Here is a 12,942-nt window from a genome sequence, read left to right as displayed (position 1 = left end):
AATTTTCCGAGCGCGACAGGCGGCCCCTTATGACGCAGAATTCAGGCATGTCTCCCCAAGCAGACCGTCGTGCCGGCGGTAACCTGAGCCTTGTGAGCGCCACACAGGATGCGGCCGACGCTGACCGCGTATCCGGGCCGGCGCGCCGGCCGGACGGCACGCCGGACTGGTCGGCCATGATGGCCCGCGCCCAGGACGGCGACCGCGCGGCGTACCGGCGTTTGCTTGAAGGCATCACCCCGTATGTCCGGGCGCTTGCGGCACGCCAGGTCCGAAACCGCGGCGACATCGAGGACGCCGTGCAGGATGTATTGCTCACGGTACACGCGGTGCGCCACACCTACGACCCGGCGCGCCCGTTCGGCCCCTGGCTGGTTGCCATTGCGCACCGGCGCATCATCGACGGCCTGCGCCGACGGGGACGCACCAGTTCGCACGAATCACCGCTCGACACAGAACAGGAAACCATTTCGGACCCCGGCGCGAACATCCTGGAACGTGCCGTGGACGCGCGAGTGGTGCGCGACGCCGTCGAGCGCCTCCCGCTCGGGCAGCGCGAGGCGCTGCGCATGCTGAAACTGGAGGAGATGTCGTTGAAGGAGGCCGCCGCTGCCAGCGGGATGTCTGTCAGCGCGCTGAAGGTGGCCACGCATCGTGCCCTGAAAACGCTGCGCAAGATGTTCGAATCGCAAGGTGGCAAGCCGTGAGAAACACTCCTGACCTGATCGACTCGCTGGTGGCCGATGCATCACCGGTGCGGCGCTTGCGCCGGCCGATGGTGCGGGCCGCGTGCTGGCTGCTGGCAGCGGCGCTGTTGCTGGCGCTGGTCGCGGTTGTGCATGGCGTGCGGCCGGACCTGATACTGAAGCTGCAGCAGCCGGTATTCGTTGCCAGCGTTGCGGCGGCCATCGTGACCGGCGCCATGGCCGTGGTGGCCGCGTTCATCGTCAGTGTGCCGGGCCGCTCGCGCCGGTGGCAGTTGCTGCCGTTGCCGGCCCTGGCCGTCTGGATGACGACGATCGGGTATGGCTGTCTGACGAACTGGGTCGAGATGGGGCCGGAGGGGATTTCTCCGGGCGAGACGGCGCGCTGCTTTGCGACGCTGGTGATCGTCAGCACGCCGCTGTGGGCTGCCTTGCTGACCATGCTGCGCTACGTGGCGCACCTCTCGCCGGCACCGGTGGCGATGTGTGCGAGCCTCGCCGTTGCCGCCATGACGGCGACGGGCTTGTCACTCTTTCATCCGCTGGATGCCAGCGCCATGATCTTGTTGTGGAACCTTGGTGTCGCGCTGCTGTTCGTCGGCGCCGGCGGCTTGTTTGGGCGTCAAATGTTCGGCTGGGTCGCGCGATACCGATCGGCATGAGCAAGAAAGGCGGAGCAGCCAGGCCTGATGACCTGGCTGACACCCGCTCGATCCATGCCGTGGTTGTAAGGTCATCAAGGCTCAGCAGGCGTTCGCCAACGCACAGATATATGCATGAGCCCAGGAAAGGCTTGTGCAGCCGAACCACCTGCGAGCGCCCATGTTCGACCTGATTGATGCGCTGCTTTTCGATGACGCTTTTGTCCAGTTGTGGGAGCCTCAGTATGACGCGATCGCGCACGATGAAGCGGAATACCAGTCCCTCGTCCAAGCAGTACGCAAGGACGTCGATTCCATTGGTGCCATAAGGGAAGCGACCCTCAGGCGGATACTTGATTGGAAATCTGCCCGCACCAAGGGTCATGTGCACTGGTGGAGCTACGGTCTCTACATCGAGACTGTGAGGGACTGTCTCTCAATGCACGGGGATGATCGACTGGACGCCATCTGCAAATTGCCGGGTGTTCGAGAGCGCGTTGGATCGACAATTCTGCATTTCATCTATCCGGGCACCTACCCGATTTTCGACATTCGAACCCTGGAAGCGCTCCGCTATCTTGGCGCCGACCTCGGGAAATCCTTCAGCGTGAGCAACTACTATCGATTTCGCGAGTACCTCATCTCGACCCAAGTGCAGCTGAACAGGTGGACTCTCCGCGAATTGGACCGCGCAATCTTCGCCTTTCATAAGCGCAGCCGGGAGATATTCGGCGACACACTGGGCAATGGCCGCCGAGCCCAATCGACGACGCATCCTCACTGCTGTCCGAGATCGGGAGCCTAGCGCCCCAGGTCGCCCCAGCCGTTGGCTCCCGCCGTCATGCGACATCGGCACCGCCGTCGAACCGCACCTCATCCCACAAGGGCCAAAACTCTCCGACGAGCCTTTCACGCGGAAACGACGCAATCGCAGCCGTACTCAAGCCTTCACTGTCGACAGAAATGATTTGCCTGGCCACCGTCCGATATCCGGCACGGAAGTGGTTGGCGCCCTTGATTGCAATGAGCTTGTATCCAGTGACATCCAGCCCGTGCAGCGCAAACGGCTCGACATCATAGATCTGCTCGGCGCGCGAAGCCACGATGACATCGACACCATGGATGATCAGGCGACACATCGCGCCCAGGTCGAAGCGGACGCCTTCGAACATCGCGCCGGGGCGATTGACGAAACGACCGTCCGTGATGCATTTCACATAGGCATCGGCCTCGATCGGCGGGCCCTGGAAGCGGCCTTGCTTGCCACCCAGTGAGACCCTGATCGTGGTGCCGACACCCGCACGCTGCGCTTGTGCAACCACGGCAGCGTCGTTGATCGACGCGAAGCAGCACGTGCCAGCGGGCGGATTGGCGTCCAGTAACGCGCGAAGCAGATGCGTGCCGTCTCCGGGGGTGCCGCCACCCGGGTTGTCTGCGTACTCGTTGACAACGACAGGCCCCTCTGCTGCCGACAGGGCAAGGGCGACGCCCTGTGCGGGGGTCGGAAACGTCGGACGGAACGCCTCGCGATGCGACCAGATCCATTGCGCGACTTCGTCGGCGCAACGCTGCGCAAGCGCAGCGTCTCCGTTTGTGGTGCACACGACCGCCGGGCAGGGGGCCGCGATGTCCGCGTAGGGGAAACCGTGGAACCACGAGCAGTCGATCACGCCGGGCTGTGCGGCCAGCTTCCGGCAAACGTCGTTGACTTCCGCCGGGATGAACCCTTCTTGTGTCGTCACGATGTACGGCAGCATCGGCAGGCGTCGCGTTGCGGTGACCGGTGTGAGCCCACCCCGAATCATCTCAAGCAGCAGTTCGACGGCTTCGACGCCCCGGTTATGGAAGTCGGTATGCGGATACAGCTTGCAGGGCAACGTCAGGTCGCAAGCGTCGCGCATCGCGTCCGTCATGTTGCCGTGCAAATCGTAGACCGCGGCAATCGGGACACCTGGCCCGACCAGCGCACGAACGGCAAGCGCCAGATCCCCTTCGATGTCCTCAGTGCCGTCGGCAACACCGGCACCATGCAGGGCCAGCAGCACGCCGTCAACCGGCAGCGTAGCGCGAATGCCATCGAGGATTTCTTGCTTCATGGCGGCATACGCGCCGGCTTCGATCGTGCCCGACGGCGTCGCCTGCCCGACATAGGTGGAAATGAGCGTGGCGCCGGTCCTGCGCGCGCCTTCGATAAAGCCGCCCACCTGATGATTCGATTTGTCGAACGCCGCCAGGACTTCGTCGCCCCGATACTGCTCGAACGCGCGCAGTGGCGTCATGCCCGCGAATTCGGCGGCGTACGTGTTGGTCTCGTGGATGAGTCCGGCAACGGCCAGGCGGACGGGCAATTGGTTTGAAGTCACGGAAATGCCTCCGGAAGGTAGGTCTTGCGCACGATCAGCGATTGACCTTCTTTGGATCAAAGCTTAGGGCGATCAGGGCGCTGGCGACAAGCGCGCCGGCGATGATGAAGATGGCCGGGGCGGTGCTGTGGTACGTGTCGCGGATCCAGCCGATCAGGTACGGGCTGACGAAGCCGCCAAGGTTCGCCAGGCTGTTGATCGCGCCGATGCACGCCGCGGCCGTCGCCCCGCCGAGGAATGCCGTCGGCAAGGTCCACATGATCGGCGAGAAGCTGATGATGCCTGCCGCCGCGATCGACAGCGAGATCACGGCGAGTACGAGATTCTGTCCCGCGAACACACTCGCCACGAGGCCGAAGGCGCCCACCAGCATGATGCCGGCAAGGTGCCAGCGACGCTCTCCATGCCGATCCGAACTCCGCCCCACCAGCACCATGGCCACAACGGCGACGCAATACGGGATCGCGCTGAGCAGGCCGATCTGTACGCCACTGACCGCCCCAGCGTCCTTGATCAGGGTGGGCAGGTAAAAGCCGAGTGTGTACAACGCCATCATCGCGGGAAACGTCATCAGGATGATCTTGCAGATCCGCTTGTCCCGCAGAATGCCGGTCAGCGGCATGTGCTCCCGGCCATGATCATCCTGTGCGATATCGTTCTCGATCAACTGGCGTTGCGCCGGTGTTAGCCATTTGGCGTCCTTGACGCGATCCGTCAGGATCCACAGCACGCCGATGGCCAGCGGGAGCGTCGGCAGGGCTTCGAGCACAAACACCCATTGCCAGCCGGCGTGACCGCCGACCAGGTGAAAGCGCTCCAGAATCCAGCCCGACAAAGGGCTGCCGAGCAGGCCGGCGATCGGAATGCCCGCCTGGAAGATGGCCGTAACCTTGGCGCGGCGGCGATTCGGAAACCAGTACGTCAGATAGAGGATCACGCCGGGGTAGAAGCCGGCTTCGGCGACGCCGAGCAGGAAGCGCACCGTGTAGAACTGCAACGGCGTCGCGACAAACGCCATGATTCCCGAGAGCAGGCCCCACGAGATCATGATGCGGGCAATCCAGCGTCGCGCGCCGACGCGATGCATGATGAGGTTGCTCGGTACCTCGAACAGCATGTAGCCGATGAAGAACAGCCCTGCGCCGAGCCCATAGGCCGCCTCGCTGAATTGCAGGTCGGCCAGCATGTTGAGCTTGGCGATGCCGATGTTCACGCGGTCGAGATACGCGACGACGTAGCACAGCATCAGGAACGGGATGAAGCGCAGGGCGACCTGGCGGTAGGTGGCGTCTTCGAATGCGTAAGTGTCGGGCCGCCCCTGAACATCGGGCGAAAGCGTGGCTTGCTGTTCCATGAAGGTGTCTCCTTGCTTGTTATGGGGGCGACGAAGAGAGGGTCAGGCTGCCCGTTGCATCGCGCCACGCACATGGCCGGCCAGCGTTGCAGCGTGATCCTGGAACCGGCGAAGCTCCTCGGGCGGAACGAGTGAGCCGCCGGTGGCCCAGATCACATGCGTTGCGTCGTGCATGCGCAATCCGTGATCGCGCACATACGCCTGGCCCTCGGGCGAGCGGCGCAGCCAGCCCGGGCCGCCGATACCGGCCGCCGCTGACGGCTCGACTTCCACGCCCATCGACGTCTTGAGCGCGAGCAACTGAACGTAGAGTTGATCGTCGGGGACGGTGAATACACCAGCGAGCTGGGAAGCCATCAACGGGCTGACCAGATGGGATGCCTGGCCGACGGCGAGGCCATCGGCGTCGGTCCGGTTATCCAGGCCGATGTCGTAGACGGATACGGGAGCTTGCGAGCCTGAGGCCAACTGCACCAGTACGCACGGCGAGGCCACGGGCTCGGCGAAGAAACAGTGCACATGTTCGCCGAACAGTGCCTTGAGCCCGTAAGTGATACCACCGGGTGCGCCGCCGACACCGCAGGGCAGATAGACGAAGAGCGGATGCGCGGCATCCACGACGCGGCCGGCTTCGGCCAGTTGGTCCGCCAGGTGGCGTGCCGCAGCGGCGTATCCGAAGAAGAGCAGAGCGGAGCGTTCGTCATCAACGAAATGACAGCACGGCGCCGCCAGCGCCTGCTCGCGGCCCGCTGCAACGGCTTCCGCGTAGTCGCCTTCATGTTCCACGACGCGCACGCCGCGCTTGCGCAGGCGGTCCTTCTTCCACGCCTTGGCGTCCGCGGACATATGCACCACCGCATCGAAGCCGAGAGCCGCCGCCATCACGCCGATGCTCAGGCCGAGGTTGCCGGTGCTGCCGACCGTGACCGAGTATTGCGAGAACAGCGCGCGCGCCGCCGCCGTCGACAGCACGCGGCGATCGCCGTCCGGGTCGAGGATGCCATGCTCGATCGCGATGGATTCGGCAATCGCCAGCACTTCATGAAAGCCGCCGCGAGCCTTGATGGAACCGGCAATCGGCAGTTGGTCATCGCGCTTGATGAACCACGCGCCCTCGGCGCCATCGTCGCCAATGAGCGCGTACTGGAGCGCGGCGGCAGGCATCAACTGGGATTCCACTTGCCCATGGCTTGACGCCAGTTCGGGAAACAGCGTCGCCATGAGCGGTGCACAACGCGCGAGACGCGCCTCGGCCGCTGCGATCAGTTCCGTCGATGGGGCGGAAGCCGGCAGGGGTTGTCCCTGCCTCGGATTCAGCCAAAGCAGTGGTTGTTTCGATTGAAGCCGGGCTAATAGCTCTGGGGTCAGCGGCAGGATGGCCATCAGGTACTTCTCCAAGGAATGCCTTATGAGCCATGATCGTAGTCGCTGCAGTCGTGCAAAAATAGCGATCGTTTCTAACGCATGCATTAGCCAGGCTAATACGAATGCAACTCGACTCATCTGTTCTGGGGGCGCTGCGATGTTTCGAAGCCGCGGGGCGCCTGCTGAGTTTCACCAAGGCCGCCGAATCGCTGAGCCTTACCCAAAGCGCGGTGAGCCAGCAGATTCGCCATCTGGAGGACCGTCTTGGCTACGTGCTTTTCGTGCGCCAGCCGCGCAGCTTGAAACTGACGCCAAAGGGGGAGGCGTTGTTCGAGACAACGACGCGCGCACTGCATGACATCCAGCAGACGATCCAGCGGCTCGGCCTGCCCAACGCGCCTTTGCAGGTCAATTGCCTGCCGTCGTTTGCGCTGCAATGGCTGATGCCGCGCCTGACCGAGTTCCACCGCGAGCAGCCGGATGTGTCCGTGCGCCTGAAGGCCGAGTTCCAGTCCCTGGACCGGCAATCGATGGATGCCGAGGACATTGATGTGGCGGTGCGTTACGACCCGGTCCGCTATAGCCAGTTGCACGCTGACGAGTTGATGGATGAGTATCTGATGCCGGTTGCTACGCCCGAATACGTCGCCCAGCATCCCGGCCTATCTGACGGGACATCGCTCGACGGCGTCGTGTTGCTGCATGACGCATCGCCATGGGTCGGTGCGGCCGAATTCGTGGAATGGCGCACTTGGCTCGAGGCCTTTCATCCGACCTGGCTTGCGCATCTGGAGGGGCCGCAATTCAATTTGTCGAGCCTTGCCATCAGCGCGGCGCTGAACCACCAGGGGGTGGCGATGGGACGTACGGCCCTGGTCTATGACGAGATCAGGAGCGGACGGCTGGTGAATGTCTTCGGCAAGTACGTACGCGCGCCGGCGCGTTACATGCTGCTTTCTCGTAATCCTGAGGATCGACGCGTGACGATTCTCTCGACGTGGCTGAAGGCAGAGTGTGCGCGGTTCGAGGCGGAGCGAATGGGGTTGCTTTCGGTGGATGGGGTGCTGCGGGGAGCGGGGTAGGGGCGTCGATTCGATAGCCCATCGATCCGCAGCGTGCCATGCAGGCAGTTGCCCCGTCTGCTGCTGTGCGGGCCGACGGCACACACCGTCCTTGGGCCGGTTGACCATGGCAACCGCGACTTCCGCAAAGGGGGATGCATTCATGACCGGCGCCAGCCGGTTGGGGAGGGGCGCTGATCGCCCGCCCAGTGCAACCCGTTTCATGGTTTTGTCATCGAATATTCAGACAATCCCCACTCCCGAGGTGACTGGTCAACAGTCGAGCCTTGGGCATGACAAAACCATGGCAAGGGCGCCCCCATAAGAGCCCGGCCGATCCGGGAGTTAGCAATGCTGTTCAAGAGCCGATATTCGTTCGGCGGGCTGGGCCGTGCCGCCTGCGCGCTGATTTCTTGTGTCACGGTTGCAGGCGCCTTAAGCGCCTGCAACAGCATGGGCGACAGTGCGCCGCCGACCATGCAGTCAGTCAAGCATGTCTTCGTGCTGACCATGGAAAACAAGAACTACAACGACACCTTCGGCTCCAGCACGCAGGATCCCGACCTCCAAGCCATGGCAAAGCAGGGTGCGCTGCTGACGCAATACTTCGGCACGGGTCACGTCAGCCTGGACAATTACATCGCCATGATGAGTGGCCAGCCCTCCACCAAGGAAACGCAGAGCGATTGCTTCCAGGGCTTCAACGACGCGATTGCCGACGGCTGGGATGCAGGCAATCCGAAAGTGCTGAAGACGAAGAACGGCATGGGCTGCGTGTATCCCAAGGAAGTGAAGACCTTCGTCAACCAGCTGGATGACCTGGGCCTGACCTGGAAGGGCTACATGGGGGACATGGGCAACGACCCGGCCCGTGAGTCGGCAACCTGCGGCCATCCGAAGATCGGCGCCATCGACAATACCCAGTCCGCTCAGGCGCCGACGGCCGACGTGCCGAAGGGCGACCAGTACGCGACTCGCCATAATCCGTTTGTCTATTTTCATTCGATCATCGACAACCAGAGCTATTGCGATAACCACGTCGTGAACCTGGATGCGAACCTGGAAAAGGACCTGAAGTCGGTCGATACCACCCCCAACTTCGTGTTCATCACGCCGAACCTGTGCGATGACGGCCACGACGGGGATGGCACCGGCGCCAAGCCCTGTGTCAACGGCGACAAGGGCGGCCTGTTTTCGATCAACGCCTTCGTGAAAAAGTGGGTCGCGATCATTCAGGCGTCGCCCGCTTACCAGAAGGACGGCCTCATCATTATCAACTTCGACGAATCGGCCGACATCGTTCCGGCCGGCTCGACCACCGCCAACGGCGTGACGACGGTGACGTTGAACCTGCCCGGTGACTCTTGCTGCGGCCAGCAGGTCGGCCCCAACGTGACGCGACCGGACGATGCGATCCTGACGGTTTCGCCAAGCTTGCAATACAAGCTGCACTATCAGGGCGTGGGCGGCGACCGTGTCGGCGCGGTCATGCTCTCGAAGTACATCAAGCCTGGCACGGTGAGCAATACGCAGTACAACCACTATTCGATGCTCAAGAGCCTGGAGAACATCTTCCAGACCAATGAGTACCTTGGCTATGCCGACGACAAGAACCTGGTGGCTTTCGGCACCGACATCTTTACCAACCTGAAGTGAGCAAGACCTGGCGCAAGGCGGGAGCCGCCGTTATCGCAGCGGCGCTTCTTTGCCTGTGCGCATGCAGCCGCGAGTCCAGGCCTGCCGCCGCGCCCTCTGGCAAGGCGGTGGCCGAGCTCGGCCGGCTGGCATTTTTCGACGCCTCGCTGTCGGCGTCGGGTCGCATGTCTTGTGCAAGCTGCCATAGTCCCGACCACGCCTACGGTCCGCCCAATGCACTGGCCGTGCAACTGGGCGGGCCGGACCTGCAGGCCCACGGAACCCGGGCAGTGCCGTCGCTGCGCTATCTGCGTCGCACGCCAATCTGGTTCAAGACTTACCAGTCGAACCTGCGCGAGCGCCTGACCGATACCGACAATGTCCCGGTCGGCGGCTTTACCTGGGATGGCCGCTTCAACACCATGGCCGAGCAGGCGGCGGCGCCGTTGCTGGCCGCGAACGAAATGGCCAATCCGGATATCGAGACCGTGGTGGAGCGCCTTGCCAGGAGCGCCTACGCCCAGCGATTCCGCGAGGTCTTCGGCCCTGACATATTTTCCCGTCCCGAGGCAGCCTTCAAGGCTCTGGGCCAGGCCTTGCAGCGCTTCCAGCTTGATGACCCGAGCTTCCAGCCCTACGACAGCAAGTTCGATCTTTACCTCGACGGCAAGGTGGAACTGAGCGCGCAGGAACTGCGCGGTCTCAAGCTGTTCAAGGATCGGGATGGCGGCAATTGCGCCGCCTGTCACATCGTTGAGCCAGGCGCCAACGGCGCGCACCCGCTGCTGACCGATTTCAGCTTCGCGGCGATCGGCGTGCCGCGCAATCCTGAAATCCCGGCTAACGCAGATCGCAATTACTACGACATGGGGCTGTGCGGCCCGGCACGGACCGACCAGAAGCAGGAGCAGGCCTATTGCGGGATGTTCAGGACACCTACGCTTCGCAATGTCGCCACGCGTGGGGCGTTCTTCCATAACGGGCGCTTCCACACCCTGGAAGACGCGCTGCGATTCTATGTGGAGCGCGATACCGCTCCGCAAAAATGGTATCCGCATCCCTACAGCAAGCGCCGGTTCGACGACCTGCCAGAAACAATGCAAGACAACGTCGATCGCATCAATGCACCCTTTACGCTGCATCAGGGTGAACAGCCGGATTGGTCTGAAGCCGATATCCGCGACGTGATCGCTTTCCTCAGAACACTGAACGACGGCTATACGCCGGAGCGCGCCAGTGTCGACTCGCCTGCAGTTGAGCGCCCGCCTCGTCAGGCGAGTATGACGCACTGACCGATGGCCCTTGCCACCGCCGGCCTGCGGTTGGTGGCGCCAAAATTCCTTGGTGCGGGAAGCCGGGGCAGGCGATTCCGACCCACGCCGCTGTCATCGCCCTGTCATTCCCGCCTCAGACAATGCGCAACAAAACAGGGGGCCGAGCCTTCCCAGCTGCTGACCGCGTGACGCGGCGCAGCGACGGAATGCCTTGACTCCCGATTTTTTCCGCCTTCAATGAAAACGTTTTCATCCGGCCCCGCCGCTCCGGCAGCCCGGAATCCTCGAATCAGGCAGCCGTGACGCGAAGACACATCCCCGATGGCAAGCCCGAAGCCAGGCCCGACAGCGGCGGCGCGACGCTGCTCGACGTGGCTCAGGCCGCGCGCGTGTCGCTGGCGACCGCGTCGCGCGTCTTCAGCACCCCCGGCATGGTGCGCGAGAGCACCGCACAGCGTGTGCTCGACGCGGCGCGCAAGCTGAGCTTCCGTCCGAACCTGCTCGGCAGCAAGCTGCGCGCCCAGCAGTCGCGGATGATCGGCGTGATGCTGCCGACGATGGACAACGCGGTATTCGCCGAATGCTGGCGCGGGATCGAGGAGGCGGCGCTCGCCGCCGGCTACTCGCTGATGCTGGTGACGAGCGGCTACGACCCGGCGCGCGAGGGCGAGCGCGTGGAGTACCTGCTGCGTCATCGCGTGGACGGCATGGTGCTGACGGTGGCCGATGCGGCACGCAGCGCGGTGCTGGACCAACTCGACGGCGAGGGCGTGCCCTATGTGCTTGCGTACAACCAGGCCAGCGCGCGCGGCCGTCGGTATTCGGTTTCCGTGGACAACCGCGGCAGCGCCTGCGCGGGCGTGGAGACGCTGATCGCGGCCGGACACCGGCGCATCGTCGTGGTCTCCGGCGCATTCGTTGCCTCGGACCGCGCGCGCCAGCGCTTTGCCGGCTACCAGGACGCGATGCGCGAACACGGGCTGGAACCGGTCCCGGCACTCTGTCTTCCGTCGCACACCGCCAGCAACGCGGCGCAGATCCGCGCGCTGATGGATGCCAACGACGCCCCCACGGCCTTCTTCTGCACCAACGACCTGTTGGCGATCGGCGTGATCTCCGACCTCGGCCGGCTCGGCCTGCGCGTGCCGGCCGACGTTTCCGTGCTCGGCTACGACGGCATCGCGCTCGGCAGCGTGGTCGAGCCGACGCTCGCGACCGTGGTGCAGCCCAACACCGACATCGGCACCCGGGCCGTGCGCCATCTGCTGGCACGGTTGCGGGCCGCACCCGACGACGCGCCCGTGCCCTCGCGCGTGACGCTGCTGCCGCACGCGCTGCGCGTGACAGGCACCATCGCGGCGCCGCCGGAGCGTGCGAATCCGAGCATCCCCGCGCGTGTCCCGCGTATTCCCGCACGTATCCCGCGCATCCCATAACCCAGCGTTTCCCACCACCGACTGTTGCCAACCAAGGAGCCTCTCATGCAACCGTTCTCCGCCTGGCGCCGCCCGCTGCGCCGGATCGCCCTGATGTTCGCCGCCGCGACATTCAGCCACGGAGCCTTCGCGCAGACCGCCATCTGCTACAACTGCCCGCCCGAATGGGCCGACTGGGCTGCGCAGATCCGCGCCATCAAGGAAAAGACCGGCGTTACCGTGCCGCTGGACAACAAGAACTCCGGCCAGTCGCTGGCGCAACTGGTGGCGGAGAAGGGGAGCCCCGTGGCCGACGTGGTCTACTACGGCGTGACGTTCGGCATCCAGGCCAAGAAGGACGGCGTGACCGCCGCGTACAAGCCGGCGCACTGGAACGACATCCCCGACGGCCTGAAGGACCCGCAGGGCAACTGGTTCGCGATCCACTCGGGCACGCTCGGCTTCATGGTCAACGTGGACGCGCTGCGCGGCAAGCCCGTGCCACAGTCGTGGGCCGACCTGCAGAAGCCCGAGTACAAGGGCCTGATCGGCTATCTGGACCCGGCCAGCGCGTTCGTCGGCTACGTCGGCGCGGTCGCCGTCAACCAGGCGCTGGGCGGCACGTTCGACAACTTCGGTCCCGCCTTCAAGTACTTCAAGGACCTGCAGAAGAACCAGCCGATCGTGCCGAAGCAGACCGCCTACGCGCGCGTGCTCTCCGGCGAGATCCCCATCCTGCTCGACTATGACTTCAACGCGTACCGCGCCCGCTACAAGGACCACGCCAACGTGGCCTTCGTGATCCCGAAGGAAGGCACGGTCGTGGTGCCCTACGTGATGAGCCTCGTCAACAAGGCCCCGCATGAGGCCGAGGGCCGCAAGGTGCTGGACTTCGTGCTGTCGGATGCCGGCCAGGCGCTGTGGGCCAATGCCTACCTGCGCCCGGTGCGCAGCGCCGCGGTCTCGAGGGAAGTCCAGGCGCGCTTCCTGCCGGCCTCGGAGTATGCGCGTGCCAAGCCGGTCGACTTCGGCCGCATGGCCGACGTGCAGAAGGGCTTCAGCGAGCAGTACCTGAAGGAAGTGCGCTGAGCACGCGCTGGTAATGGTCTGTCGTCCCCGCCCCCCCGCTC

The 12,942-nt window shown here is 64.2% G+C and carries 11 protein-coding genes; 8 read left to right on the top strand and 3 right to left on the bottom strand.

Going from position 1 to position 12,942, the window contains the following annotated elements:
* Positions 1 to 29: 29 nt before the first annotated feature.
* The 3 genes from RS901_RS03450 (at position 30) to RS901_RS03440 (ending at position 2,150) form a co-directional block, all read left to right on the top strand.
* Positions 30 to 707 (top strand): sigma-70 family RNA polymerase sigma factor, encoded by a 678-nt coding sequence (locus RS901_RS03450; RefSeq protein WP_316151529.1) that lies wholly within the window; start codon positions 30 to 32, stop codon positions 705 to 707.
* On the top strand, positions 704 to 1,366 hold the full coding sequence (locus tag RS901_RS03445) for a DUF1109 domain-containing protein (protein WP_316151528.1): 663 nt from the start codon (positions 704 to 706) through the stop codon (positions 1,364 to 1,366). Before RS901_RS03450 ends, RS901_RS03445 begins: the two co-directional genes overlap by 4 nt.
* 160 nt (positions 1,367 to 1,526) lie before the next feature.
* Positions 1,527 to 2,150 carry a hypothetical protein gene (locus tag RS901_RS03440; RefSeq protein WP_316151527.1) on the top strand — a complete coding sequence of 208 codons (624 nt, stop codon included), beginning with the start codon at positions 1,527 to 1,529 and terminating at the stop codon, positions 2,148 to 2,150.
* Positions 2,151 to 2,184: 34 nt separating this feature from the next.
* On the opposite strand, the gene RS901_RS03435 is transcribed toward RS901_RS03440, so the two are convergent.
* The 3 genes from RS901_RS03435 to RS901_RS03425 are packed head-to-tail and all read right to left on the bottom strand — an operon-like array spanning position 2,185 to position 6,445.
* A complete protein-coding gene (locus tag RS901_RS03435) occupies positions 2,185 to 3,708 on the bottom strand; it encodes a M81 family metallopeptidase (protein ID WP_316151526.1) in 1,524 nt (507 codons plus the stop codon).
* Between the two features lie 34 nt (positions 3,709 to 3,742).
* Complete coding sequence (locus tag RS901_RS03430) at positions 3,743 to 5,062, bottom strand: MFS transporter (RefSeq protein ID WP_316151525.1); 1,320 nt, start codon at positions 5,060 to 5,062, stop codon at positions 3,743 to 3,745.
* A gap of 42 nt (positions 5,063 to 5,104) precedes the next feature.
* On the bottom strand, positions 5,105 to 6,445 hold the full coding sequence (locus RS901_RS03425; protein ID WP_316151524.1) for a D-serine ammonia-lyase: 1,341 nt from the start codon (positions 6,443 to 6,445) through the stop codon (positions 5,105 to 5,107).
* Between the two features lie 98 nt (positions 6,446 to 6,543).
* Between RS901_RS03425 and RS901_RS03420 the strand changes: the two genes are divergently transcribed.
* The 5 genes from RS901_RS03420 to RS901_RS03400 all read left to right on the top strand — a co-directional run bounded on the left by RS901_RS03420 (position 6,544) and on the right by RS901_RS03400 (position 12,901).
* Positions 6,544 to 7,509, top strand: coding sequence for a LysR family transcriptional regulator (locus RS901_RS03420; protein ID WP_316153360.1), 966 nt, complete (start codon positions 6,544 to 6,546; stop codon positions 7,507 to 7,509).
* 330 nt (positions 7,510 to 7,839) lie between these two features.
* Positions 7,840 to 9,144: an alkaline phosphatase family protein gene (locus RS901_RS03415; protein WP_316151523.1), complete on the top strand. Its 1,305-nt coding sequence runs from the start codon at positions 7,840 to 7,842 to the stop codon at positions 9,142 to 9,144.
* On the top strand, positions 9,141 to 10,415 hold the full coding sequence (locus tag RS901_RS03410; RefSeq protein ID WP_316151522.1) for a cytochrome-c peroxidase: 1,275 nt from the start codon (positions 9,141 to 9,143) through the stop codon (positions 10,413 to 10,415). Before RS901_RS03415 ends, RS901_RS03410 begins: the two co-directional genes overlap by 4 nt.
* Positions 10,416 to 10,696: 281 nt before the next feature.
* On the top strand, positions 10,697 to 11,833 hold the full coding sequence (locus tag RS901_RS03405) for a LacI family DNA-binding transcriptional regulator (RefSeq protein ID WP_316151521.1): 1,137 nt from the start codon (positions 10,697 to 10,699) through the stop codon (positions 11,831 to 11,833).
* 45 nt (positions 11,834 to 11,878) lie between these two features.
* Positions 11,879 to 12,901 (top strand): ABC transporter substrate-binding protein, encoded by a 1,023-nt coding sequence (locus RS901_RS03400; protein WP_316151520.1) that lies wholly within the window; start codon positions 11,879 to 11,881, stop codon positions 12,899 to 12,901.
* Positions 12,902 to 12,942: the final 41 nt, after the last annotated feature.

Source organism: Cupriavidus sp. BIC8F (genome assembly GCF_032465815.1).
GTDB classification, from domain to species: domain Bacteria; phylum Pseudomonadota; class Gammaproteobacteria; order Burkholderiales; family Burkholderiaceae; genus Cupriavidus; species Cupriavidus necator.
Note: the sequence above shows the minus strand (reverse complement) of the source record. Positions and strands in the feature narration are given on the sequence as shown.

What these genes read in the sequence shown, in the direction of transcription:
- RS901_RS03450 (WP_316151529.1), top strand. Translation starts at nt 30, where the DNA reads ATGACGCAGAATTCAGGCATGTCTCCCCAAGCAGACCGTCGTGCCGGC.
- RS901_RS03440 (WP_316151527.1), top strand. Translation starts at nt 1,527, where the DNA reads ATGTTCGACCTGATTGATGCGCTGCTTTTCGATGACGCTTTTGTCCAG.
- RS901_RS03430 (WP_316151525.1), bottom strand. Translation starts at nt 5,062, where the DNA reads ATGGAACAGCAAGCCACGCTTTCGCCCGATGTTCAGGGGCGGCCCGAC.
- RS901_RS03425 (WP_316151524.1), bottom strand. Translation starts at nt 6,445, where the DNA reads ATGGCCATCCTGCCGCTGACCCCAGAGCTATTAGCCCGGCTTCAATCG.
- RS901_RS03415 (WP_316151523.1), top strand. Translation starts at nt 7,840, where the DNA reads ATGCTGTTCAAGAGCCGATATTCGTTCGGCGGGCTGGGCCGTGCCGCC.
- RS901_RS03400 (WP_316151520.1), top strand. Translation starts at nt 11,879, where the DNA reads ATGCAACCGTTCTCCGCCTGGCGCCGCCCGCTGCGCCGGATCGCCCTG.